The following is a 25472-nucleotide window of genomic DNA, read 5'->3' as shown; positions in this document are numbered from 1 at the left end:
CGCTTTCAACGGTGCTGAAGCGTCCCGTTTTTGCCCTACGTGCTCGTGGGCGGGTGACCTGTTGTGAGTTAGCAGGAACAGTCAAATTGCCACTCTTTTGGAGCGCCATAGACGCCATTACCAACAGCGGAATCGCACGAGGTAAACGTATCGGAAGCGGAGTGAAGAACTCCTAGTCATCAGCGATCAACGCGGCTGGCTTCGCCTTTTGCCGGCCACTCACTATCAGTAGCTTGACGTGTGGCTTCTGCCTCAAGCTGTTCTTGCGCAAGTCGCCAATAAAACTCTTCAGATCCTTCCCGACGACCATCTTTCTCCCACAACTCATAAGCTCTTTCTCGGACTTTCGAATCGTCAATCATTGTCATTCCTCTCTGAGTCGCTACTTGATCCTGGTTCTTAAACTAGCTGATCCCAAAGGTATCTGCTCATGGCTCATCCTCAGCTTTGGCTAGAAGAGCGTCATCCGCGAGAGGTTCAAGCAGCGCCTCGGCAATCTCGCCAAGCTTGCCCAACGGGTGATCACAATTGCCCAGCAGTTCTGCTGTAGCAGTCTTGTCGGCATGTCCTCGCTCGGCGGTGATAATCAGCCAGCCCAGCGCTGAGGTATGCACCTCGTTATCGGCAAGACGATTGTTCACGTACTCATCCACTGCCAGGGCAAATTCCTCAGCAGTCACGCCTTGTTGAGGACGCATGCGACGTTGGAACGACACGCTGTTGCCGCGCAGAAGTTCTTCCGCTGCGTTGTAGAGCCAGTCCGCCCTAGCGGCGTCCTGCGGGCTTTCGCTCACTAGAGGGGGATGATGACGTTCATGTTTTAACGGGGAAAAATGTGTTGTGTTCATGATCGTCTCCAGAGCGAGCACGAAGGTCGTGGCGCGAGGCCTTATTGCCGAGGAATCAAATACCTTTTATCCATATTGACCGTAGGTGTTGCGGCAAAGTCCATCGGCGATGCCCCTTACGTCAGTCCAATCAGGCTGCCAAAATGATGCATACACACTATCCAAACACCTTTTACTGATCGTCCTCTCCTTCGAACTTCACGGATTCCATGGGGATCCACCTAATGGTCTTTTGTGATGAACGACATTCGCAAAAACCCAAGCACTGGCATCGTGGGAAAAACTGTTTAGCCAGCCTGAGATTCGGATGGACGCAGAAGAGCAGTACGAGGCACTGCTGCATCTCGCGGATGAATTTGAAGATCAGGATTTTATCAGTCCACAAGAACGAGCAAGGCTCATCGAGAAGGCAACCGCCCTCTACGCACGATCTATCGAGGGTATAGGCGAAGGCACCTAGCGCTCGCCTAAACTCCCCTGCCCCGACAAAAGGCTCGAAATAATTCGAACGTCAAAATGCGGCCAGGACTGATGAGGCGCCGGACTGAGCGCTGCAACAGAATTTGCTTCTCCGTCCTTGATCTTGGGGGTACAAGAAAGCAGCTTGGGTGAAGGATGATGGGTCGTCACTTGACGCCTGATCAGATGACCAGGTGCCTACCAAGCTGCTGTTATGAGAGCTAGGCTACATGCCTTTCTGTCTGATTGAGACTAATCGCGAGCCGCCTTGCACACCCTACGCCCCAAGCTAAAGCACGAGTCATTGATTCGCCCGGTCTGGAATCAAATGCCTCTTCATGCAAAGCCATACCGCTCGCCGCATACACTCCGATGAACATTTGGGTGATTCCCGAGGGCGACAGCCTCACTTGGACATCAATGAACGTGCCATCGTCTAACGTCTCATCGTGTGTCCGATGGTGAAGTGCTGGATCAGCCCATTGCCAAAACACATCCCCACGAATTCGCATTCCGCATCCTCCTACGACTTTAGTCTTAGTTATCGGAAAATTCACCTTAGCGCAGCGAGGCAGTGACGCAACGGGGTGCGTCAAGATTGAATGATAAATCGGACAATTGGCCATGATTCCTGTACACGGCCAGAAATTCTGTACAGGTTATTCGCTCTTCTTTTCTAAGGTCGAGGCCATGAGAGATGTATGCCAGAAACTTCTGGGATTAGGATCGACGGGCAGCGTCAGTACCTCCATCAGAAAAATCTAAAGCTTAGCCTGACCCTGCTGGCCCGAAGCATCGACTATAGGAAAAATGGCTCAACACGGACACCTGCTGTTTTACCGTCGTTCCTGCGATGAGAAGCACGGTGCAGCGTCATAAATTGTCTCAGCTTAAGCTCGTCCCTTTCTTGAAATCGTCTCCTTTTGCCGGTACTTGTAGGACACCAATGTCATGCACGGAAAGCAACCATGCGCGCAAGATTCAGAGTGATTGAAACCACCACACTGGACGACGGCAGTAAGCGATACAGGGTCGTTGATCTTGTAGAGGGCGGGTCAGCCAGCAAGCATGGCGTGTTCAAAGTCAGGACGGAGGCAGAGGCTGTTTGCTCGCACCTGAATGCCGAGCATCCATGTCAGAGCGGTGTAGGTCGTACGTCCCTGAGCGTTTGATTCACTCGGTACGGAACTCTAAGCGTCGGATGTCCGACCCTGTTGAAGATGACAAACCCAGCCTTGCTCTCGATGATTACCCAGGCTTAAGAGAAGCAGGCTCTGCATCAAATCAATGGTGATTTCTCAACGCCTGCCATGCGGTGATCGATAAGCCAGGATGAGACATCCCGACCAGTCGCAGTCACGCCTGAACACCGAACAACTCAATCGCGGCCTTACTGGTATCTGCCAGTCAGATTAAAACAGTGACGAAACAAACTCAGTAACCGGTTCCGGTAACAGGTCTTGGGGGTGATCCCCTCCGAAAGTAGCCAGTCCGCTGCTGCCCTTGATGATCCCAGAGCTAATGACGTCGCCAGTTTGAACTCGTATGACTTCGACTTTGATTTCTACTTTGTCAGGGATCATCGACCATTCTGTGGCTCGATCCTCCCAGTGCAGAATGGTTGGGAAGATTAAGATGTCTTGATCTGCGCGCCGAGCTTGGGAGACGGCATCCTCAAAATTTTCAGCCAAACCGCCAATGCGCACCAGACGAGACTTGGTGCTCGTGGCGTTGTAAATGATCTTCGTAGTGTTACGACCAGAGCCGCTGTAGACGTTATCACCGTATTCGCCGTCAGCAGGCGTCGTGACAAAGATCCGCTCGCTTGTCGTAATACGTGCTGAGCCATTTTGTTGTGGTGACCAGCGGTGTGAGTCCGCGCAACCAGAGAGCACGGCAATTAAGGCGAGTGTCAGGGGAATGCGCATCAATACATCCTTGTAAAAGGCCTGCATGGCATTTAGAGATCAAAGGAATATAGCAAAGCTCCCTGTTCCTAGTGAGGAAACCTACGCGCAGCCAGCACATGCTTGGCAATCTCCGATCCGGACAGTCTGCCACGTCCCCCTGACAAGGATGTACACCATGCTCTAGCATGCGAATGGATACGCTCGCTGGATGTCGTATAGCGGGTATTAGTCGCCCTACGATCAAGCGGGAAAGGCTGCGAAAAAGGAACATCCATAGGACGCCAGATTTTGAACACAACCTCCCCTCTCACCGCCCGCGAGGTCTACCAGGTCTTGAAAGACGTTGCGCTGGGCACACGCATCATGAGAAGAACCAGCAGCCAGTCTTTGAGCGAAATCTACAACGGCCTCATGACTGCTGAGATCGATGGCTGGCGTCTCACGCTTTTCAAAGACGGCGGCACCTTGGATTACTGCGAGGATTGCAGGTCTCCTGACGGTCGTATCGGGTCTATTGAAACCTGGCAACGCTATGGCACCGACCCAGTTAAGCTTTTGAGCGGATGGGAGCGTGAGCAGCTTGAGCGTCTGCTGAATGAGCTCTCAGCCTAAGCAAAAGAAGGCCTCATCGCGTTCGTTTCCGTGCGCGGTTTGCCACCAGTAAGCTCATGAGTAATCCAACCGCGCCTACATCAACCGATGCCTCAAGTGAGTGAAGCGGCCAACTGTTGACTATGCTTCATCCCGATTGTGGGGTCGGCCTAACGCCAAGCTCCACCACGGATGGAGCAAAGCTTATGACTCTGGTTAATGACCTATTGGTGTGGTCTGCCGAACTTAAAGGTTGGCAAAGAGACGCTCTTAGGCGCCTATTCACCCAAGATGCGTTGAGTGCCGATGACCTTGCCAGCCTAGTAGTCATGGTTAAAGAAGCTCATGGAAATGGCTCCGCTTCCCCTGAACCGCCGACCCCACTCGCCCAAGCTCACGTCGCTGGAGCTGGTAGTGGTGCGACTGTCCAACTTCTAGGGCTCTCCAACCTGTCCAACATCAATGGCTTCCCGGCCGGGCGTAGAGTCGACCTGCAGCCCAACGGTTTGACCGTCTTGTTTGGCGAAAATGGTGTCGGTAAGTCGGGTTACGCAAGGCTGCTCAAGAACACCTGTCGAGCTCGGCGCCGCGACAATGTCCGCCCAAACGCGTTCGGTGTAGCGGGAGTACCTGCGGCGGATGTTTCATTTCTTGTCGACGGTAATCCTCAACAAGCCACATGGACTCAGGGTGAAGCGTCAAACTCAGATTTGAGCATGATCTCCGTGTATGACGCTGCTTGCGCTATGGACTACGTAGAAGAAGAAGGAACACCCGTCTTTTTACCGTACGGCTTGGGGCAAATGAATCGCCTAGTTGTCGCACAACGAGAGCTGCACCGTATCATCACCGCTGAGCGTGACGCAGTAGCCCTTAATGCTGGGCTGTTTGACCCCATACGGGGTGAGACAGTGGTGGGTGATCTCATCAAAGGACTGGGCGTAGGGACTGACGTGGATGTCATGAAAACGCTGGGCACATTGAGCGAAGAAGACGAAGTTCGTTTGCAGCAACTCGCACAAGTCCTACAGGACATGAATCCGGAACCCAAGGCTCAAGCCTTGGACAGACAGTCTGAGCGGTTGGAGGTTGGCGCTCAGCACGCCGTATCGGCTTATGCGGTAGTGACTGATGAAGCCTTTCAAACACTCAGGCGCCTTCATGTTGAAAACATAGCTGCCGAGGAGGCCTACCAAGCTGCACAGAAGAACCTACGTGAGGTGGATGAAGCAACACTTCCTGGAACAGGTAATGGTCTTTGGAAGTTACTTTTTGAAGCTGCTGAACGCTTTTCTACTACGGATGCATACCCAGGTCACTCGTTTCCACACACAGAGGACGGAGCGAAATGCGTTTTATGCCAGACAGTTTTGGCCCCTGATGCACAGCAGCGCATGCGAGATTTTTCAACCTTTGTCAACGAACATGCAGCCGCAAATGCAACCGCAGCAGCGAACACACTTCGTGCAGCGTTAGCTGTGTTGAACAACGCAAACTTTACGCCGTTCGACGCGCCCTCATTGGCCGAATTGAAGGCAGTTGCACCGGATGAGCATACTCATTTGGTAGCAGTTTGCGATGCTTGGCAGTTACGCAGAACATGGCTGACAACAGCCGTCGAAACCAATGATTGGACTCCAGCGATTCCGGCCTTCCCTGACGGCGACCGACTGGAAATCCGGCTACGCCGGTTAATAGAAGCAAACAAAGTAGCTGCCCAAACACTGCGCCAAACGGATGATCCGGAGAATCGAGCGCGACTTAAGGAGGACCTTAAGCAGCTCAAGGCTCGTCAGGCGTTCGCATTGTTGCTGCCACAAGCGGAGCAATATGTTCGAGACAGCATCGTGCGGCAAAACCTCGATAAGTGCCTTTCCGCACTAAGCCCGACTGGTGTCTCTACAAAAATGACTAACCTCGCCAGGCAGTACGTCACTTCTGCTTTGGCCGAGGCCATGACTACCGAGTTGCAGCTTCTAGGCTACCGGCGTGACGTTCAACCTGAACTCGCTGGGCGAACGAGCGCAGGGACAACCAAGGTCACATTGAAAATCAAAGGCTCAAACCTTGACGCTCACCATGTGCTCTCAGAGGGTGAACAGCGAGCAATTGCATTGGCACTGTTCTTAGCCGAAATCCGCTCACTGCCTCATCACTCTGCTGTCATTTTTGACGACCCGTCCACATCGTTGGATCATCGCTATCGCCGAAAGATGGCAGAACGACTCGCATCGTTGGCAATGGAGCGACAAGTCATTGTGCTTACCCATGACGCAGTATTTCTCACAGAGCTAAATACCGCTCAACGGAAAGCGGGAGTAGAGGCTAGCTACAAATCCGTTCGATGGGATAACGCGCCAGGCCAGATAGTCGAGGGGCTTACCTGGGAAACTATGAACTGCAAAATGCGTTTGGAAGATATCGCTAAGGTTGCGCAAGAAATACAAGCGACTATTGGTACGTATATGAACGACGACAGCGCACAGGTTGTGACGAGGGCATACGGCAAATTACGCGGCACCATTGAAAGGGCTGTCCGCGAAGAGTTCATGAACAACACAGTGCAGCCTTTCAGCGATGTCGTGTCTGTTGAGTCCTTTGGAGCAGTCATCGGACACACCCAAGCAGAGTGGGAAACACTAATCGATATTTACGACCGGTCATGCGAGGCAATTGAAGCTCACGATACGCCCGCAGAGCGTCAACTACCCATCCCGCCCCCTGAACAACTACTACGTGATGTCCAGGTCGCTGTCGAGCTCATTGGCGATGCCGCGAAGAGAAGGAAGGTCTACGAAAGGGCAAGATCAGATCGCAATGCTGCACGAAAAAAACCGTTTCAGGCAGCCTGACTTGTCCAAATAACTCTGCATGCTGCTTAGGCGGGGCGTCATCGGCAGCACGCATCCTGTGAATTCACTCAAGGAGGAATCGCGATGCCAAATTCAGACCTGCTCCCTTCCCTGCTATTCAAGATTAACGAAAACCAGCAAGCCCTTGAGGCTGCCATCATGGAGCTCACACTTTGGGTCGAGCAGCGTGGATCGGGTGAGATTGGAGGCAACGTGCGCGGTGCGCTAGACACGATCAGAACAAATGAGGAGTTCATCAACATGGCGCTTGCGGTGCTCATGGCACCCGAGTGATCTGTTCGACCACCGCTGTGAATGATGCTAGGCACTCCAGAAGATAAATCAGTCGAGGCTCAACTGAGGTCTTAGTGCTTCAAGTAGAGTCGAGATGAAGCATCGTCTGGATTGAGATAAAGCCGCTCATCGCGCTACCCAATGCTTGGCTTAGACGAGCGAGCTTAAAAGTGGTGGACGCGGATCACGCGAGCTTGATGGCTCCGCCTTGGATATCGTCCCGCGCCATTCGCAAGTCATTGGCGTCCTGGTTGAGCCGATGAATGAGGTTGAGCAACCGTTGGCGCAGCACCTCATCTTGGAGCTGCTCAGCAGCACGCATCACATCAAGCGCCGCTGCCTCATTGTTGGTGGCAACGGCGTCGAGTAGTTTGCGCATGCTTCTTGATGGCCGATTCATCTCCAACCCTCCTAGGTTTCGGTGACGCGAATCATATGGCCGAAATGTTTCGTTAGTGTTTCAGTTGCACGAACTGGTTTTGAATCACCGGCTCCGGCTGATTTGACGCTAGCTGGGGTGGCATATGAGGAGTCGATTACGCTTGTAGCAGCGATCCGTGATGAATCTAAAGCGCTACCATCAAGCCGGGCCTTGCCCGAATGAACGATTACAACAATCAACGTCAGGTACTACCGCTGAACGAGACACATGACGAAATTTAAACGAGCACCCCGCTCTCCAGTCGACCGATAAAATCGACGAAAGCTCTCGTTTCTACCCTCGCCCTCAACATGTCCAGCGGGCGCTTTGAACCGAGCCCTCGAGCCGGCGAACTCATCCATTCCGTTGCAGCGGTGACGTCATCCTCGAACAGGATCTAGGCTTTCTCAAAGACAGCAATCAATGCCACCAAGCGGTCGCTTTCAACGGTGCTGAAGCGCCCTATGTTTGCCCTATGCACCAATGATGTCGGGGATACGCCGATAGCCTGAGAAGTGACCTTTCGCTCGACCTGCAGTGTTCGATTTTATGCTAGACGGCTCAGTAGACGAGATCAGTCGTGGCTAACTTGACGTAAACCCTACCTCAATGTGCCACACAAAGCTGATCTGATTGCTAGACGAGCGGTTGCTGCTCAGAGTTTCGCTTTAGCGCATCGTTGAAAACGCCAGCGAACTATAATCAATATTGAAACACGGAAAATGCTTTTTTCTATTGATTCTTCAAGGGCATAACACACGAGCAAAATGTAAGCAATTGTAATCATCAACGTCTATATCTAGCCTGAATACTCGGTCAAATAATGCAAAATCTGCTCGCTGGTCTAATCAGCACATTTTTGGCCTCCTGCGCTATAGATGACCGGGGCGCATGAAGGCAAGATCTCCTCTCAAGCAGGATCAGCACCAACGAATACAGAAAACCAATACAGCTCCAACCAACATCAACCAAACAAAGGTTAGTTTCAAGTTTTAGTATCTAACGCTTTACCCTTTAAACAAAACTATCACCAAAAGAATAAATACAAAAAACAATTCTACAGCGTCATAACTGACTATGAGAAAGGTGAGTGTTTAGCTTTTGGAGATATACATGTACGCAATGCCTTCTTGCCTGAGTATTCCTGTGAATGGAGTCTACTCATGAGCACTTCCAAGCGAATCGTAATCGTGGGCACAGGCTTCGGCGGACTCGCCGCAGCCAAAGCACTGGCTGGAAAAGCCTGCGAAGTCACTTTGGTGGATAGGAGTAATCACCATCTTTTCCAACCTCTGCTCTACCAAGTAGCCACAGCGATGCTGTCTCCAGCAGACATAGCGACTGCGACCCGCACAATAATCAGAGCTCAGAACCTTCGCATCGTCATGGCAGAAGTGATCGGTGTGGACGTGAGTAAAAAGCGCCTACTGACTAAAACCAATGATGATCTGCCATACGATTATCTGATACTGGCGACGGGTGCTGATTACAGTTTCTTTGGAAATGATGAATGGGCCCTGCATGCTCCAGTTCTCAAATCATTAGAGGACGCATTGACGATACGCGAGAAGCTTCTCAGTAATTTTGAACAAGCCGAACGCAGCAAAGACGTCGCTCGAATTCAGAATTTACTAACGTTTATTGTGGTGGGAGCGGGCCCAACAGGCGTGGAGATGGCCGGAGCTGTCGCGGAGCTCGCTAAGACTGCCCTTACACGTGACTTCAAAAGCATTGACACCAAGCATCTGAGAATCCTTCTGGTTGAGGCTGGCAGTACAGCTCTGTCGGCTTTTCCTGAGGGACTGTCGTCATACGCCGTTCAAGCGTTAAGAACGTTAGGCGTAGAAGTACACCTGGGCAGGCCAGTGAAGACAATTACGGACTCCGGGATCATGTTGGGTAACACCTGGATCGCGAGCAATAGCGTCATATGGTGCGCCGGCACCCAAGCCCGACCGGCAGCAACCTGGATTGGTGCTAAGGCTGCTCGCAATAAGGCGATCATCGTGAATGACGATTGCTCGGTGCCGGGCAATCCAGAAATCTTCGCAATAGGTGACGTCGCCTGCTACCAAGCAGGTCTAAATCGACCACTTCCAGGGATTGCCCCAGTTGCCAAACAGCAAGGTGCATATGTTGCCAAGGCGATCCTTGCCCGTATACAAGGTAAACCCAGAGTTTCTCCGTTCAAGTATCGCAATTGGGGAACGATGGCAGTCATTGGTCGATCCCACGCGGTTGCCGACTTTGGAAAGATTCGCCTGAAGGGCTTCACCGGCTGGTTAGCCTGGTCACTCGTTCATCTCTTGCTCCTGATTGATTTCCGCAGCCGCACTTCCGTGTATTTGAACTGGTCATGGGCCTGGTTCACTCGTGGTCGCTCTGCAAGGCTTCTAACAGGTGTTCAACGAAAGAAAAACCCTCCGAGCAACGTTGATTACGACTATGCAACGGAATCGAAAAGTTAAAGGGGCATGTGATGGCTTGGATCTATCTAATTATTGGCGGTTTGTTTGAAGTCGGATTTACGACGTGCATGCGCTACACGGATGGTTTCAAAAATATTCCATGGACGTCAGCATTCATAGTTTGTATTGCCTTGAGCATGTATTTCCTCGAACTGGCGACTCGCAATATCCCATTAGGTACCGCTTACGCTATCTGGACAGGAATTGGTGCATTGGGGACTGTCGTAATAGGAATGATATGGTTTCAGGAGCCATCCACGATAACGCGTGTACTTTTTATTCTAGGTCTCATTGCTTGCATCGCAGGGTTGAAGCTGACTTCAGGGCATTAAAAATGATATAGGTACGTGATCACTACAGGCTTAGAGTTTTTAAACCATATTTATTACAAATGGAGCTTTCGTGGAAAACGAATGGATCGGTTACACCATTGTTAGCATGCTTATCGTGACGGGTTTTCTCATTCATGGAGTGAACTGGAGGGAATAGCCCTATTGGAAACATTAAATAAGCTGAACACAAGTCCTACAGAAATTTGAATCGCACTTTCAAAGGGAATGTTACTCAGATGCCACATTGGCATACCGATGGGGCATTTGAGCGAGGAAAACCAAGGAAGGTCGCCTCCCGCTGCGATTTGTGATGCCCACATCAGCCAGGCTTGTGGGATGTTTGGCGACTTCAATCCCCTGCATAGACTCACCTACAGCGCGCCGGGTTCACAAACCGGTATCTCGGCAGAGGCGAGCACTAAAATATATGATTGCGCGGAGTTATCTTGGGAATATAAAAAATCTAACGTAGTGGTTTATGCAATCTTGCTCATCGGATGAGTCATCCAACTTGGAAGCTGCAGAAATTTGGGTGTCCAGCCACTTGAGCATGAAAGCTATAAAGGAAGTCATAACGCCCACCAACACTCAGTCCTCAAAGCCCTTTCTTAGCATGCTTATTCGAGCATAAGAAGCAAAAAAATTGAGTCTTTAGTAAAATTGGCCGCAGCGGTATTTTTTTGGCCGTTTGAGGCATTTCTGCCCACGTAAAGATACTTCAATATCAGTCAATTGCTCTCACCCACTCCGTCAACCAGTAACAGACATAGAAACATTCAAAGGGTATCCACGTGCAAATAACAATAAAAAATAAAATTACGATACTGGCCGGAATTTGCTTGCTCAGCGTCGTAGCCGTATTGCTAGGGAGCACAGCCTCCCAATCGAAATCAAATATTAATTATATAAAAACAAAAACCCTCAATATGATAGACGATGCGGCCATCAGTAGAATGCAATCTAACGGCGAGATACAGGCCTTAAAAATACAAGCCTATTTTATCCGGTCGTACTTATACGGTTCTGGTGTCGCAGAGCAGATCAAAAAACAGCGAGAACTGGGAAATCATTTCGCCATTACTACCGAACAATCCCGAGATTCGTTGAACCAACAGATAAAGCTTGCACTGGCGACAAACCCCAACATTTTAAGTCTCTATGTTGTTTTCAATAACGATGCCCTAGACGGTCAGGACAAGAAATTTGTAGGCAGAACCGACCTTGGCAGCACAGATAGCGGAAGGTTCGCCAGCTACTGGATTAGAAAGGAAGGCGCGATTAATGCGCTTACCGTCACCGAGAAGATGATAAGCGATACGTCACCAATGCTAGATGGCACGCCATTCAACTCTTGGTTCACCTGCCCCAAGACAACGATGAAACCCTGCATTCTAAACCCCTACAAGGAAGAGCTCGGCTCGAACTCAAACCTGATAACATCAATCACCTTCCCATTGATTGAGAATGAGAAGGTGATCGCTGTATTTGGAATGGATATAAGTCTGCAGCAGTTACAAAGCCTCGCAAAGATCAGTAGCGAAAGCCTTTATGATGGCGCTAGCAATGTCAGCATTATCAGCCCAGCTGGATTACTAGCGGCTCACAGCGGTGACGAAAATCAGTTGGGTAACCAATTGGATGCAGTCTACGGCCCCGACGCCTCACAAATACGTGAAGGCTTAAATTCTCCAAAGGGCTCAGTAATTCGCACGCATGACAAGCTACGTGTCATGAAAAATTTTTCCCCTATTCCCGAAACGCCTGCCTGGATGATCCTACTCGACACTCCAGAATCTGTACTTTTTGAACCCGCAAAAAAACTAGAGAGCGAGCTGGATACTCAAGCCAGTCAAACCAGTCGGCAAAACTTTTTGATCGGGATAGGCGCAACGCTCTTAGGCCTAATCGTTTTATGGTTCGCTGCAAGGGGTATTACCAGGCCAATAGTCTCGGTATCAACAATGCTGAAAGACATTGCGACCGGTGAAGGTGACCTAACGCGAAGGCTCAATCACCGTGCACGGGATGAGTTGGGGGAGCTTGCATCATGGTTTAACACGTTCCTCGACAAGCTTCAGCCAATCATCGCCGAGGTGAAGCAGTCAGTTCATCAAGCGAGGGACACTGCAGATCGCTCTTCGAAAATCGCCCAAGAAGCAAGTGCAGGGATGTTTCAGCAATACCGCGAAATTGAGCAAGTCGCCACAGCCTCACATGAAATGAGCGCCACAGCCCAGGACGTAGCCAAAAGCGCCGCTCAAGCAGCCACCGCAGCCAAGAATGCAGATGATGCAACGAGCGAAGGTCTCGTAGTAATTGATGCTACGACAAAGAAAATTGGAATGCTGGCTCAAGAGATGGACGCAATGATGGGCCAAGTGAAGACGCTGGCCGTCAACAGCGACCAAATAGGTTCGGTTTTAGACGTGATTAAGTCCATCGCCGAACAGACCAACCTTCTGGCATTGAACGCCGCAATTGAAGCAGCCCGAGCAGGAGATGCTGGCCGTGGCTTCGCCGTTGTCGCAGATGAAGTCAGAAATCTCGCCAGAAGAACTCAAGAGTCGGTCGAAGAGATCCGGTTGGTGATTGAGGGACTGCAGCAAGGCACTCGAAATGTCGTGGGTGCTATCGGGGGTAATCACAGACAGGCCCAGGATAGCGTTGAGCAGGTCGGCTCTGCCGTGGAAGCCCTTCAACGCATTGGCGCTGCTGTGCGCGTTATTAACGACATGAACCTTCAAATCGCTACTGCAGCCGAGGAGCAAAGCTCCGTGGCCGAAGAAATCAATCGCAATATCGCGGGCGTGCGGGGGGTCACAGAGTCCCTGAAGACACAAGCTGACGAATCTTCCCAAATCAGCAGCACCCTGAACGACCTCGCCAGCCAGCAGCAGGTTTTGATGGATCATTTCAAGGTTTAGGGATCCTTGCCCTCTCCTTTCAATGAATGAGAAAGACCAACGGTCTTTTTTTAACACAACTGTCGTGCTATAAAGATTCAAAACGTCCTACAGGATTTCGGCAAAGCTCCACGCGGCCACCGATCTACCTCTAGGACACCTACAAAAATGTACCTGGAGGTTGAAATTCAATGATTCGTACTCGTGAGTATTGGCAGGTCAAGAGTGCAGGCTTGAGCCCAGAAGGTAGAGCTTTCATTGATGGCGAATACGTCGATTCGGTCTCTGGGAGAACCTTCGACTGCGTTAATCCAGCGACCGGAAAAGTAATCGCGAAAATTGCCGACTGCGACCAAGCCGATGTGAATCTGGCCGTACAGGTCGCCAAAGAGCGCTTCGAAAGCGGCGTCTGGGCAAAGCGCTCCCCTACCGAGCGAAAAAACGTTCTGTTGAAATTGGCATCGCTCCTGAAGGACAACATGGAGGAGCTATCACTTCTCGAGTCCATGGATATGGGTAAACCTGTTGAGGTTTCCTATAGCTACGAAATGCCGGAACTGGTGGCGTATGTCCAATGGATCGCCGAAGCCGTCGACAAGCTTTACGACGAAGTTGCGCCGACTGGCCAAGGTGACCTGGCGCTTATCCGGCGGGAAGCGCTGGGTGTCGTCGCTTGCGTGGTGCCGTGGAACTTCCCGCTGGATATGGCCATCTGGAAATGCGTTCCTGCGCTGGCGATGGGCAACTCTGTTGTGCTTAAACCCGCTGAACAATCGCCACTCACCGCTATCAAGCTCGCTGCACTGATGAAGGAAGCTGGTATTCCGGATGGTGTGTTCAACGTCGTGACCGGCTACGGTGAAACTGTCGGTGCCCCACTCGGCCTGCACATGGACATCGCCTGCCTGGCTTTCACAGGCTCAACTGAAGTCGGTAAATATTTCCTCCGTTACTCCGCCGAATCCAACATGAAGCTGGTGTGGTTGGAGTGCGGTGGCAAAAGTCCAAACATCGTTTTCGCAGACACCGAGAACCTCGATCTGGCAGCAGAGCTGGCCGCTCGAGTTTTCTACAATCAAGGTGAGGTCTGTTCTTCCCCGACTCGCCTGCTCGTTGAAGAAAGCATCCACGACGAGTTCGTTAGCAAGGTTGTGAAATACGCCGAAGCCTACGAACCAGCTGATCCTCTTTCACCAGAAGCACTCATGGGTTCAATGGTAGAAACACTGCACACCCAGCGCGTCATGAAATTCGTTGAGCAAGGAAAGAAAGAAGCGACGCTCGCCTATGGCGGTGAGCTGGTTTGCATCAACGACAGCGAAAACTTCATCCGCCCAACCATCTTCACCAACGTCACAAACGAAATGCAGGTCGCACGGGAAGAAATCTTTGGCCCTGTCCTCAGCATCATGAAATTCAAAACTGAAGAAGAAGCTGTAGCCATTGCCAATGACTCGATCTATGGGCTGATGGCTTCTGTATTCACGTCCAACCTCTCCCGTGCCCACCGCGTTGCCGAAGCACTCAAAGCCGGCACCGTAACGGTGAACACGGTCGACATGATTTCTCCTCTAGTGCCATTTGGTGGAGTGAAGCAATCCGGTAACGGACGCGACAACTCACTGCACGCTTTCGAAAAGTATTCAGCACTTAAAACCACCTGGATCAAGTACTGAGGTAGGGGCCATGAACAACAACGAAACTATCGTGGTCATCGGAGCTGGGCAAGCAGGCTTCCAAGTCACGGCCTCGCTACGCCAGGGTGGCTTTAAAGGGCGCCTAGTGATTATCGGCGATGAGTCCAACATCCCTTACCAGCGCCCTCCACTTTCCAAGGCGTACCTTAAGCATCAGGCGGATGAGACTTCTATTCAACTGAGACCAGCTGAGTTTTACTCCGAGAACGACATCAAGCTGGTGTGTGGCGATACGGTTGAGCATATCAACCGCAGACTCAAAACGGTACTCACCAAAGGTGGCAGGTCATTCAATTATGACAAGCTCGTACTGGCCACGGGTACACGTCCGCGTGAGCTGACACTTGAAGGTTCCAACCTACAAGGCGTCCACTCGCTGCGCTCCTTCCTGCACGCCGCAAACCTGCGGGACGACATCAGCAGCAACCAAAACATCGTCATCATCGGCGGTGGATTTATTGGCCTGGAAGTCGCGGCTTGCGCAGCAGGGCTCGGTAAAAATGTAACGGTTCTTGAGTATTCGTCGCGCCTGATGGAGCGAGCGGTTTCACCGGTTAGTTCCGAATTCTTCAAAACCTATCAGCAAAGCATCGGTGTGAACGTAGTCACCAGCGCCCGCATTGCAAAGCTTTCCGGTTCGGAGCGTGTGCAGCAGGTGCATCTGGAAAATGGCGAAACAATTGATTGCGATCTGGTTCTCGTAGGTGTCGGTGCACTGCCCAACGTTGAACTAGCAGTAGCTGCTGGTTTGGATTGCGACAACGGCATCCTGGTTGATGAGTTCGCCGTGACCTCTGACCCAGACATCCTCTCAGCTGGCGACTGCACCAATCACCCCAATCAGTATGCCGGTGGCCGATTCCGTCTGGAGTCGGTTCAGAACGCTATCGACCAGGCAAAGGTGGTCGCCTCCACGATTCTTGGACAGCGCATTGCCTATCACATCGCACCTTGGTTCTGGTCGGATCAAGGCGAGATAAAACTCCAAACGGTCGGCCTCCCTATTGGTACGGATCAGTACGTAGTTCGCGGGGATCTGGAGCAACGCAAATTCAGCGTTTTCCATTACCGCCAAGGAAAACTGATCGCGGTTGAAAGTATCAATTCCGCTGGTGACCACATGGTTGCGCGAAAGTTGATTACGTCAGGCCTCAGCCCTATTCCAGAGAAGGTTAGCTCTCTGGATGTAGAGCTGAAATCGCTCCTGGCCAGCTAATTCCCGAGTTTTATTTTTCATCTCTACGGACATGTACCCATGAGCGAAATGATCAAAGTTATCGCGCCCTTTGACGGCGAAGAAATTGCCGAAATCCGCGCAAATACAGAACAAGAAATCGAGCAGGCACTTGCCACTGCTTATGACTTGTACCGCAATCGTAAAGGCTGGTTGAAGAAGGCTGAGCGGATCGAGATCTTGCGCAAAGCCGCGACGCTGATTGGTGCGCGTCGTGAAGAGCTGGCGCGCATCGTTGCTCAAGAAAGCGGAAAACCGCTTAGAGATTCGTTGATCGAAGTAGACCGTGGCATCGATTGTCTGCACATCTGCATCGAAGAAATCCGAGGCAAAGCCGGTTCCGTCATTCCCATGGACTTGAACGCAACGTCGGCCGGCCGCATCGCCTTCACACAGCATGAGCCTATTGGTGTCGTAGTGGGCGTTAGTGCGTTCAACCATCCGTTCAACCTAGTCGTCCACCAGGCTGCCCCAGCCATCGCTGTGGGGGCACCGGTAATCATCAAGCCAGCGGTAAAAACGCCGATGAGCGCCTACGCGTTCATCAATATTCTTTACGAGGCAGGCCTGCCTAAAGCCTGGGCCCAGATCGTTTTACCAAACAGCAACGATCTCATCGTTAAGCTTGTCGCTGACTCCCGTGTAGGTTTTTTCTCCTTCATCGGTTCGGCTGCAGTGGGCTGGATGTTGCGTTCCAAGTTGGCGGCTGGTACCCGCTGTGCATTGGAACACGGTGGTGTCGCACCTGTGATCGTTGCCGAAGATGCCGATCTGGAAATGGCTCTTCCACGCTTGGCCCGTGGTGGCTTTTGGCACGCCGGACAAGCCTGCGTATCCGTGCAACGCGTTTTCGCAGATCGCAAAATCGCGAAGAAGGTCGCACAGGGACTCGCTGAGCTTGCAGCCAAAGCTATCGTTGGAGACCCCCTGTCTCTCAATACTGACATCGGCCCACTAATTTCGCACAGCGAGATCAACCGAATCGATCAGTGGATAACGAACGCAGTCGATGGTGGTGCACAACTTATCTGTGGTGGTGAGCGCATCTCGGAAAGCTGCTACAGCCCAACCGTTCTTCTCGACCCACCGAAAGACTCTGACGTGATGCGTAAGGAAGTCTTCGGCCCGGTCATTTGCGTATACAGCTACGACAGCCTCGATGAGGCACTGCACGAAGCAAATTCTCTGCCCTTCTCCTTCCAGGCGGCCGTGTTCACTCAGAACGTGGATACCGCCCTGTACTGCTACAGGCACTTGGACGGGACTGCCGTGATGGTTAACGAAAACACCTTGTTCCGGGTCGACTGGATGCCATTTGCTGGGGCACGTCACTCGGGTCATGGCGTAGGTGGCATTCCCTACACCATGCACGAAATGCAGATCGAGAAAATGATGGTTTGGCGCTCCGACGTACTGAATTGAGAAATGGCGATGACTAACAAAGACCTTTTGACCCGACGTGACCGTGCTCTACCTCGCGGTGCTGCGACTTCCCATCCCGTATTCGTTCAGCGTGCCGAAGGCAGCGAACTCTGGGATGTTGAAGGCCAGCATTACGTAGACTTTGCCTCGGGTATCGCCGTGAACAATACCGGCAACCTGCACCCAAAAGTGGTCGAGGCAATTCAGCATCAACTCACGCAGTACGCGCACATCGGTTTTCCCGTGGTTTCTTGCGAGCCCTATGTGCAGCTCTGCGAACGACTGAACGTGCTCGCTCCAATTGAAAATGCGAAATCTGTGCTTTTCACCACGGGGGCCGAAGCCACAGAGAACGCCGTCAAAGTCGCTCGCTTTCACACTGGTCGCCAAGGCGTTGTGACTTTTACCGGTTCGTTTCACGGTCGGACACAACTCGCTCTCGCGATGACAGGAAAGGTTCTGCCACTTCGCTCGGGTGTGACGCCGTCGCAAGCAGGCATTTTCCAAGTACCGTTCCCGATCCCTCACCACGGGACATCGGAAGAGGAAAGCTTGCGAGCACTCGATCATCTGTTCCGCGCGAGCATCGCTCCCGATCAAGTCGCAGCTATCGTAATCGAGCCTGTCCAGGGCGAAGGCGGTTTCTATCAAGCATCGAAACCATTCCTTCAGCGCCTGCGCGCCATCTGCGATCAGTATGGAATCTGTCTAGTCGTTGATGAAGTGCAATCCGGTTTTGGTCGCACAGGCAAGTTCTTTGCTGTTGAGCACGCTGACATTGAGCCCGACCTGATCTGCGTTGGTAAAGCAATGGGCGGTGGCTTGCCACTTGCAGGCTTGATCGGTCGCGCCGAGGTAATTGACGGCCCTCCTCCAGGCTTCCTGGGCGGCACCTTCGCGGGCAACCCACTTGCCTGTGCTGCTGCAAACGCGGTGCTCGACGTAATTGAAAGTGAACAACTGCTCCAGCGCGCCACGCAGATTGGCGAGCGGATTCAGGCGTTCCTGGCCGACCTCAAAAACAGCAGCGATTCAACTGTTCTGCCGATTGGCGATATCCGTGCTCTAGGTGCAATGGTCGCCTTTGAAATTGTCACCGAGCGCGGTTCGAACACTCCGGACGCGGAAGCAACCAAACGCGTTGCGACTACCGCTCGAGAGCTTGGTTTGCTGTTGCTGCCGTGCGGCTATTACGGCAACACCATTCGCGTATCAACACCTCTGAACATCAATGACGACATCCTGGAAATCGGACTTTCCCGCCTTGCCTTGGCGATGAAGGCATAACTCCATACCAGTCGAGATAATAAAAATGGTCAAGATTACCTTCGTGCAACCTGATGGTTCTTCAGTACACGTAGACGCAAAAGTTGGCGGCACTGTCATGGAGGCAGCGGTCAACAACCTGGTCAAAGGAATTGAAGCTGATTGTGGCGGCTCGTGCGCATGCGCGACCTGCCACGTCTACATCGCCCCCGAGTGGAGAGAAAAGCTTCAGGGCGCCGAAGTCATGGAGGCCGACATGCTGGAATACGCATATGAGCCGGATGCCAACAGCCGACTTTCTTGCCAGCTTAGGATCACTCCTGAGATGGAAGGCTTAGTCATCAATGTACCAAGTCAGCAAAGCTGATCTGGCCACATCACTGTTGGATAAAGAGGTACTCCTATGAACTTCAATCAACCCTTGGGCGGAAACCAAATGCCTCGCTTCGGCGGCATTCCGACCATGCTGCGTCTTCCGTCAGCGGAAACAACCGAAGGCCTTGATGCGTGCTTTGTCGGAGTACCGCTTGATATTGGCACCTCCAACCGCTCAGGCACTCGGATGGGGCCACGTAGCATTCGAGCAGAGTCGTGCCTACTACGACCGTTCAACCTGGCAACCGGCGCGGCGCCTTTTGAAAGTATTCAGGTCGCAGACATCGGTGATGTCGCAATCAACACATTCAATTTGCCTGACGCGGTCAGACGTATCGAGGAATCGTACGACATCATTCTTAAGCATGATGTCGCACCTCTCACGCTCGGTGGCGATCACACCATTACCTACCCAATTCTTCAGTCAATTGCGAAGAAGCATGGGCCAGTCGCGCTCATCCATATCGATGCGCATGCTGATGTTGGCGAACACATGTTCGGTGAACGTATTGCTCACGGCACCACCTTTCGACGCGCCTATGAAGATGGGTTGATCAACCCGAACCTCACGTTCCAGATTGGATTGCGAGGCACCGGCTACTCACCAGATGACTTCAACTGGTCGCGAAGCAAAGGGTTTACCGTCGTGACGTCCGATGAGTGCTACGGCATTTCCTTGGAACCTCTGATGAAGAGCATCCGAGAAAAAATCGGCGATCACAAAGTCTACATTTCCTTCGATATTGATGGGCTCGATCCATCGGTAGCACCGGGCACTGGCACACCCGAAATCGGTGGCCTAACCGCCTATCAAGGTCAACAAATCGTACGCGGCTGCAAGGGGCTGAATGTCATCGGCGGCGACGTGGTTGAAATATCACCGCCCTATGACCAATCCGGCAACACCTCTCTGCTTGGTGCAAACCTTTTGTTTGAAATGCTCTGCGTACTGCCGGGCGTCAAATATCACAACGTCTAATAAAAAACATCTGTAGGTATAAGTCCATGAACCGCATTGATGTCGATAGCATAAACCTGGCCGATCTCAACTTCTGGAAGCGCCATGATCGCGAGGAAGCTTTCGCAGCCCTTCGGGCCAATAAACCAGTCACTTGGAGCGAGTTCCCTGAGGGATCCCCAGAGTATGGGAGCGAAGGGTTTTGGTCGGTTACGCGATACGACGACGTTGTCGCCGTGAGCGGCGATGCAAAAACCTTTATCAGCGGACAAGGAACCATCCTAGGCGATCAGAGTGTTGAAGAGGCGCATCAAGAGGGCTGGTTCCTCAACATGGATGCACCACAGCACTTCAAGCTCCGCCAGGTCGTTGCTCGCGCCTTTTCTCCACAAGGCGTGGCCAAAATGACGGACGCAGCTAAACGCTATGCCGTTGAAGTAGTAGCAGCAGCGAAGGAGCGTGGCGAATGTGACTACGCCCGAGACGTAGCCCAAGCGTTTCCAGTGGAAGTTGTGTGTGACTTCCTCGGCGCACCGAAAGAAAACCGCAAACGTCTACACGAACTCACCGTCACTGCACTGGCAGGCGACACCCTAGGTGAAAATGCAATCCCAGCTATCACCAGCGCTTTTGCTGAGCTCAATGACTATGGGCGTCAGCTCGCGGTAGAAAAGCGTAAGAATCCAGGGGACGACATTCTTTCGCTGATCTTGGCTGCCGAAGTAGAAGGCAAGAAGCTCAATGACGTAGAGGCCGGCTACTTCTTTCAACTGCTGGTGACTGCGGGCATGGAGACCACCGGTACTGTGGGTGCACATGCAATGAAGTGCTTCCTCGAGTTTCCGGATCAGATGAAGATCTGGGCTAACAACCCGGCTGCAGTTGCGGTGACAGGGTTTGAAGAACTGGTTCGCTGGGTCACTCCAGTGATGCACATGCGCCGCACGGCGACCCGTGATACTGAGATCAATGGCCAACACATCGCTGAAGGTCAGAAAGTCGTCATGTGGTACAACTCGGCTAACCGCGATGACAGCAAATTCGAAAACCCTAATAAATTCGACGTGCTTCGTTCACCGAATCCTCATCTCGGTTTCGGGGGTGGCGGTCGCCATACCTGCCTGGGTGCACACCTCGCACGACTCGAACTGCCGTTCTTGATTGCAGAGACTCTCAAAGAGTTCAAGAACATCGAACTGACTGCAGAACCAGAGATGATTCCGTCCCGTTTCATCAACGGAATTGCCTCGCTTCCTATCCGTTTTACTGCAGCCTGAGGAAAGACCATGTCATTTGCCAACAAGCGTTATGTCGTAACTGGCGTGTCCTCTGGTGTGGGTAATGCGACTGCCAAACTGCTCAAGGCTGCAGGCGCAATTGTGGTGGGCATCGATGTAAAAGAAGTCGCTGGCGCCTGCGATGAGTTCATCCTCTGCGACCTGTCGAACCCAAGCTCCATTGATGAAGCGGTAACTCAGATCATTGAGCCAATTCATGGTTTGGCCAACATCGCGGGCATCCCGGGAATTTTCCCGAGCGAGTTGGTTTTCAAGGTCAATTACCTTGGTCTGCGCCGTTTAACTGATGCGTTGCTGCCGCGACTTGAAAGCGGTGCCTCAGTTGTTAACTGCGCCTCTACCGCTGGTGCAGGTTGGAGAAACCGGAAAGAGGCATGCGTAGAGATCCTGAGTGAAAGCGACTGGGAGGACAGTCTGCGCACGTTCAAAGCAATGGGCATGAACGCGATCACCACGTACGACTTCACCAAAGAAATTGTCATCCTCTACACCATGCTAATTTCCAGCTCACAGCGACACAGAGGGGTTCGCGTCAATTCCATCAGCCCTGGTGCGGTGCAGACCCCCATTCTGCAGGACTTCTACAGCACCATGGGTACGGAGCTTTTGGATGGTCTAAAGCTACAAGCCGGTGGTCGTGATGCCTATCCCGAAGAAATTGCCAACGCCGTCTTGCTCATGCTCGATCCGAAGGGCTTTTGGGTCAACGGTACGGATCTGATCGTTGATGGTGGTGCTGAGGTTTCAATGAATCTTGGCGACCTGGCGGCTGCTCCTCTGCCGTTCAACTAAACACGCCTGCCAAAAACTTAGGGCTGGATTTGTCCAGCCCTTTCAAGCCTGTGAGCGGTACCAAAATGAACAACAACCTTCGCACACTTGCTCAAAAAGATATGCAGAGTCAGCTGCATCCTTACACCGACGCTCGCATGCACGAGGAAATCGGCCCTCTGGTAATCGAGAGGGGCGAAGGAATCTACGTATATGACGACCAGGGTAAGCAATACATTGAGGCCATGTCTGGTCTGTGGAGTGCAGCTCTGGGCTTCAACAATGAACGCCTGATAAAAGCAGCGGAGAAGCAACTGCGAACTCTGCCTTTCTATCACACGTTCAATCATAAGACGCATGCTTCCAGCGTGTTGCTGGCGGACGAATTGATTCGTCTGGCCCCTGTTCCTATGAGCAAGGTGTTTTTCACGAATTCGGGATCAGAAGCCAACGACACCATCGTTAAACTGATCTGGTACCGAAATAATGCCATTGGTAAATCGGCCAAGAAAAAACTCATAAGCCGCTTGAACGCCTATCACGGTGTAACCGTCATGAGCGCAAGCCTTACGGGTTTGCCAGGTAACCACAAAGGCTTTGACCTGCCACTACCAAACATTTACCACCTGACGTGCCCCCATCATTATCGCAATGGCCGACCAGGTGAAACCGAAGAGCAATTTTCGGATCGGCTTGCCGCAGAGCTGGAAAGTTTGATCCTTCGCGAAGGGCCTGAGACAGTCGCCGCATTTTTTGGCGAGCCATTGATGGGTGCCGGTGGAGTGATTGTTCCACCACGTACCTACTGGCAAAAAATCCAGGCAGTGTGCAAAAAATACGACGTCCTCTTGGTAGCCGACGAAGTGATTTGTGGATTCGGTCGCACTGGTGCGATGTTCGGCTGCGAGACCTTTGATATTCAGCCAGATGCGATGATCCTTTCAAAGCAGCTTTCGTCTTCCTATCAGCCTATCGCTGCAGTGCTGATCAACGAACGCATCTACCAAGGCATCGCTGACCAAAGCCATATCTATGGCAATTTGGGGCACGGTTTTACCGGCTCTGGTCATCCAGTCGCAACCGCCGTTGCCCTAGAAAACCTGAAAATCATCCAGGAAGACAATCTCGTTGCCAGAGCTCGTGACCTTGGTCAGATGCTGCATGCGAGCCTTAGCCAATTCACGAGCCATCCACTCGTAGGTGAGATTCGCGGCACCGGCCTGATTGCGGCGGTTGAGTTAGTGACTGATAAGCAGACAAAGGCTCCCTTCGCAGCCGTTGGGCATCTGGGTCGCAATCTCGCCGCACGAACGCAGCATCACGGAATGATCACAAGGAACATCGGAGATGCAATCGCGTTCTGCCCTCCGCTCATTTCAACAGAGAAAGAAATCGGATTAATCGTCGATAGGTTTTCGATGGCTCTGGATGACACAACCAAATGGTACAGCGACCAAGAGAGTCGTTAATCCGAATTAGCTGGTGACACCAGGCACCGGCTATGTTTTGCCCCGGCACACTCGGGGCTTTTTTTCTGTCTAGGCGTAGATACAAACGCCTGAAGCCGTACTGCATATAAGCAAATAGTTAGAGGCAAACGGCGCTTTATAATGAAAACCAGAGAAAAATTCGTGTGATTTACCGTGCTTCACGCAGGTCATCTGCTTGGCCAGTAAGGCTTTATTTTGGCCAACCTTGCCATATCCCACATGTGGCAGGAGGCGCAAAATACCAATCAGACGTCAATCTACGAAAAATTTGTTGCTGGAGCATTACGGAATAATAATAAATAGCACGATGCTTATGCGATAAAATTAGTGCCGCCAGCGTGCGCGGACATCCTGTCAAATGTGTCATTAGTTTTTTTGACATATAATAAAAAACCAGAGGATGTGTTATGAGTACTGAGAACCAACACTATCAGGCAACTAAGCCACAACAGTTTGCCGCACTTTTACTACCGTGCTACGCATATATTGCCATGCTCGGAATCCCGATGTCGTTTAGCGGAATTATTGATGGCTTTACTGTAAGTGCTGCAACCGCTACGGCAGCGACAACTGCAGAGATTATCTGCATTTCCATCGCATCGCTCTTCGTATCTCTTGTGCTCAGCCATCTTCGACCAAGAACAACGATAGTAATAGGCGTTATGCTTGCTATCGTAGGTCAGGCGCTCACCATTCAGACTACTGAATTTTATGACGTGGTCTTTTATCGTGGCATAGCTGGCATTGGTGAGGGCCTATGCATTGCCATTGGCCTGGCAAGTCTCGCGCAAATGAACGGCGGCACCCGTCTTCTGTCCTACGCAAGCGGACTGACAGCTGCGCTAACACTCGCTGCCTTCCTAGCTGTTCCCTCGCTGCAAGCGACGATTGGCTCGAAAGCGATGTTCTGGTTCATGCTTGTAGGGGCAGTGATATGCCTGCCTCTCGCTTTCGCACTGCCGAACAAAAAAATCGACCGTCTGATCGAAAACTCCTCCATTGGAAACGCGTTCAACATCCGCAGTGTTTCTCTGTTCGTTCTCTGCTTACTCACCAGTATCGGTGCAAACACCTGCTGGCTGTACTTTGAGCAAGTAGGTGAGAGTGCGGGCCTGGATCTGGCTCAGGTGGGTGTGGTTGGCTCTGTCAGCATGCTCTGCTCAATATTGGTACCGGTTGCTGCCAATCTGGTGTTCAACCGAGTCAAATCTGTATTACCTCTTCTGGTGGCGTGCCTTCTGATGGCTGTTACCTCCTACCTGTACGTAGTGCCGAGCGCTTCCGTTTACTGGACGATTGGTATAACCATGACCTTCCTTTACGTCTTCCTGATCGCTTATGCCCGCATGTATTCCGCCGATTTCGATAGCAGTGGTCGCTCAACCGCAGCGGTCGGTGGCGCAGACTCTTTGGGTATGGTGATTGGGCCGGTGCTGGCTGCTGTGACACTGAATCTCGACGCTGGATTCCGGCCTTTAGGTGACTTCGGAGTGGTGATGCAGTTGCTGTGTATTGTCCCGGCGCTGTTCATCTTTATGGCATATCGATCAAAGACTCGACCCCAGGCCAGCCACTGAAATGAACTAAGCCCTGGTAAGTGCCGGGGCCGTTTGTAGTTTCACTGGCGGCAATAGTCGGTAAACAGTAAGCGCGCCCGGGGAAGCCTTGAAGTCTCAAAAACGCCATCTCCCGGTTCCCTGCGCCCTTTTTGGCTATGCTGACGAGACTCTTTAACAGAAAACGTTGTTAGGCTATATAACAACTCTAATGCTGCGCCCCGTGAAGAAATTTCATTCATGTTGACACTATCGTTAACAGCATAGCCAGTAGTACTCATCGAAGGGCGTGAAAAAAATGCTTTGTGCAAACTCAAAAATCAAGAA

At 51.8% G+C, this 25472-nt stretch carries 22 protein-coding genes and 2 pseudogenes; 18 read left to right on the top strand and 6 right to left on the bottom strand.

The window, feature by feature from the left end; genetic code table 11:
- Positions 1 to 179: 179 nt before the first annotated feature.
- Both PMI36_RS0129475 and PMI36_RS20870 read right to left on the bottom strand, forming a co-directional pair.
- Positions 180 to 362 carry a DUF2934 domain-containing protein gene (locus PMI36_RS0129475; protein ID WP_157214941.1) on the bottom strand — a complete coding sequence of 61 codons (183 nt, stop codon included), beginning with the start codon at positions 360 to 362 and terminating at the stop codon, positions 180 to 182.
- Between the two features lie 66 nt (positions 363 to 428).
- Positions 429 to 848: a hypothetical protein gene (locus PMI36_RS20870; RefSeq protein WP_008069815.1), complete on the bottom strand. Its 420-nt coding sequence runs from the start codon at positions 846 to 848 to the stop codon at positions 429 to 431.
- Positions 849 to 1155: 307 nt separating this feature from the next.
- On the opposite strand from PMI36_RS20870, the gene PMI36_RS0129470 reads away from it, so the two are divergent.
- Positions 1156 to 1308: a hypothetical protein gene (locus PMI36_RS0129470; RefSeq protein WP_008069814.1), complete on the top strand. Its 153-nt coding sequence runs from the start codon at positions 1156 to 1158 to the stop codon at positions 1306 to 1308.
- A 220-nt stretch (positions 1309 to 1528) separates the two neighbouring features.
- Here the strand turns inward: PMI36_RS0129470 and PMI36_RS31945 are convergent, their stop codons facing one another.
- Positions 1529 to 1819 (bottom strand): hypothetical protein, encoded by a 291-nt coding sequence (locus PMI36_RS31945; protein WP_008069812.1) that lies wholly within the window; start codon positions 1817 to 1819, stop codon positions 1529 to 1531.
- 900 nt (positions 1820 to 2719) lie between these two features.
- A complete protein-coding gene (locus tag PMI36_RS20880) occupies positions 2720 to 3235 on the bottom strand; it encodes a DUF4823 domain-containing protein (protein WP_008069811.1) in 516 nt (171 codons plus the stop codon).
- A 270-nt stretch (positions 3236 to 3505) separates the two neighbouring features.
- Here PMI36_RS20880 and PMI36_RS20885 point away from each other — a divergent pair, with 270 nt between their 5' ends.
- The 3 genes from PMI36_RS20885 (at position 3506) to PMI36_RS20895 (ending at position 6954) form a co-directional block, all read left to right on the top strand.
- Positions 3506 to 3829 carry a DUF7693 family protein gene (locus PMI36_RS20885; RefSeq protein ID WP_008069810.1) on the top strand — a complete coding sequence of 108 codons (324 nt, stop codon included), beginning with the start codon at positions 3506 to 3508 and terminating at the stop codon, positions 3827 to 3829.
- Between the two features lie 185 nt (positions 3830 to 4014).
- A complete protein-coding gene (locus tag PMI36_RS20890; RefSeq protein ID WP_008069809.1) occupies positions 4015 to 6660 on the top strand; it encodes an AAA family ATPase in 2646 nt (881 codons plus the stop codon).
- Between the two features lie 84 nt (positions 6661 to 6744).
- Positions 6745 to 6954 (top strand): hypothetical protein, encoded by a 210-nt coding sequence (locus PMI36_RS20895; RefSeq protein ID WP_008069808.1) that lies wholly within the window; start codon positions 6745 to 6747, stop codon positions 6952 to 6954.
- Between the two features lie 184 nt (positions 6955 to 7138).
- Here the strand turns inward: PMI36_RS20895 and PMI36_RS20900 are convergent, their stop codons facing one another.
- Entirely contained in the window at positions 7139 to 7354 is a 216-nt protein-coding gene (locus PMI36_RS20900; RefSeq protein ID WP_008001700.1) for a hypothetical protein, read from the bottom strand.
- 259 nt (positions 7355 to 7613) lie between these two features.
- On the bottom strand, positions 7614 to 7769 hold the full coding sequence (locus PMI36_RS31940) for an antitoxin Xre/MbcA/ParS toxin-binding domain-containing protein (protein ID WP_274517742.1): 156 nt from the start codon (positions 7767 to 7769) through the stop codon (positions 7614 to 7616).
- Between the two features lie 769 nt (positions 7770 to 8538).
- On the opposite strand from PMI36_RS31940, the gene PMI36_RS20905 reads away from it, so the two are divergent.
- The 14 genes and pseudogenes from PMI36_RS20905 (at position 8539) to PMI36_RS20965 (ending at position 25166) form a co-directional block, all read left to right on the top strand.
- Positions 8539 to 9843 carry an NAD(P)/FAD-dependent oxidoreductase gene (locus tag PMI36_RS20905; protein ID WP_008069807.1) on the top strand — a complete coding sequence of 435 codons (1305 nt, stop codon included), beginning with the start codon at positions 8539 to 8541 and terminating at the stop codon, positions 9841 to 9843.
- 11 nt (positions 9844 to 9854) lie between these two features.
- On the top strand, positions 9855 to 10175 hold the full coding sequence (locus tag PMI36_RS20910; protein WP_008069803.1) for a DMT family transporter: 321 nt from the start codon (positions 9855 to 9857) through the stop codon (positions 10173 to 10175).
- 926 nt (positions 10176 to 11101) lie between these two features.
- Positions 11102 to 12193 (top strand): annotated as a pseudogene (locus tag PMI36_RS32415) (PDC sensor domain-containing protein); the annotation flags it as partial.
- A 390-nt stretch (positions 12194 to 12583) separates the two neighbouring features.
- A pseudogene (locus PMI36_RS32410) lies at positions 12584 to 13099 on the top strand (methyl-accepting chemotaxis protein); the annotation flags it as partial.
- A 170-nt stretch (positions 13100 to 13269) separates the two neighbouring features.
- Positions 13270 to 14754 carry an aldehyde dehydrogenase gene (locus PMI36_RS20920; protein WP_008069800.1) on the top strand — a complete coding sequence of 495 codons (1485 nt, stop codon included), beginning with the start codon at positions 13270 to 13272 and terminating at the stop codon, positions 14752 to 14754.
- Positions 14755 to 14764: 10 nt separating this feature from the next.
- Positions 14765 to 15991: an NAD(P)/FAD-dependent oxidoreductase gene (locus tag PMI36_RS20925; RefSeq protein WP_008069799.1), complete on the top strand. Its 1227-nt coding sequence runs from the start codon at positions 14765 to 14767 to the stop codon at positions 15989 to 15991.
- A 39-nt stretch (positions 15992 to 16030) separates the two neighbouring features.
- Positions 16031 to 17431 carry an aldehyde dehydrogenase family protein gene (locus PMI36_RS20930; protein WP_008069798.1) on the top strand — a complete coding sequence of 467 codons (1401 nt, stop codon included), beginning with the start codon at positions 16031 to 16033 and terminating at the stop codon, positions 17429 to 17431.
- Positions 17432 to 17434: 3 nt separating this feature from the next.
- Positions 17435 to 18718 (top strand): 4-aminobutyrate--2-oxoglutarate transaminase, encoded by a 1284-nt coding sequence (gene gabT, locus PMI36_RS20935; RefSeq protein WP_238543566.1) that lies wholly within the window; start codon positions 17435 to 17437, stop codon positions 18716 to 18718.
- Between the two features lie 25 nt (positions 18719 to 18743).
- Entirely contained in the window at positions 18744 to 19064 is a 321-nt protein-coding gene (locus PMI36_RS20940; protein WP_008069795.1) for a 2Fe-2S iron-sulfur cluster-binding protein, read from the top strand.
- 36 nt (positions 19065 to 19100) lie between these two features.
- Positions 19101 to 20051 carry an agmatinase gene (gene speB, locus PMI36_RS20945; protein WP_007995739.1) on the top strand — a complete coding sequence of 317 codons (951 nt, stop codon included), beginning with the start codon at positions 19101 to 19103 and terminating at the stop codon, positions 20049 to 20051.
- A 26-nt stretch (positions 20052 to 20077) separates the two neighbouring features.
- Positions 20078 to 21307 carry a cytochrome P450 gene (locus PMI36_RS20950; RefSeq protein ID WP_008069792.1) on the top strand — a complete coding sequence of 410 codons (1230 nt, stop codon included), beginning with the start codon at positions 20078 to 20080 and terminating at the stop codon, positions 21305 to 21307.
- Between the two features lie 9 nt (positions 21308 to 21316).
- Positions 21317 to 22120: a coniferyl-alcohol dehydrogenase gene (locus tag PMI36_RS20955; protein ID WP_008069790.1), complete on the top strand. Its 804-nt coding sequence runs from the start codon at positions 21317 to 21319 to the stop codon at positions 22118 to 22120.
- Positions 22121 to 22185: 65 nt separating this feature from the next.
- On the top strand, positions 22186 to 23568 hold the full coding sequence (locus tag PMI36_RS20960; RefSeq protein WP_008069788.1) for an aspartate aminotransferase family protein: 1383 nt from the start codon (positions 22186 to 22188) through the stop codon (positions 23566 to 23568).
- A gap of 428 nt (positions 23569 to 23996) precedes the next feature.
- Positions 23997 to 25166: an MFS transporter gene (locus PMI36_RS20965; RefSeq protein ID WP_008069786.1), complete on the top strand. Its 1170-nt coding sequence runs from the start codon at positions 23997 to 23999 to the stop codon at positions 25164 to 25166.
- Positions 25167 to 25472: the final 306 nt, after the last annotated feature.

Origin of the sequence: Pseudomonas sp. GM79 (genome assembly GCF_000282495.1) — a bacterium.
Taxonomy (GTDB): Bacteria; Pseudomonadota; Gammaproteobacteria; order Pseudomonadales; family Pseudomonadaceae; genus Aquipseudomonas.
Note: the sequence above shows the minus strand (reverse complement) of the source record. Positions and strands in the feature narration are given on the sequence as shown.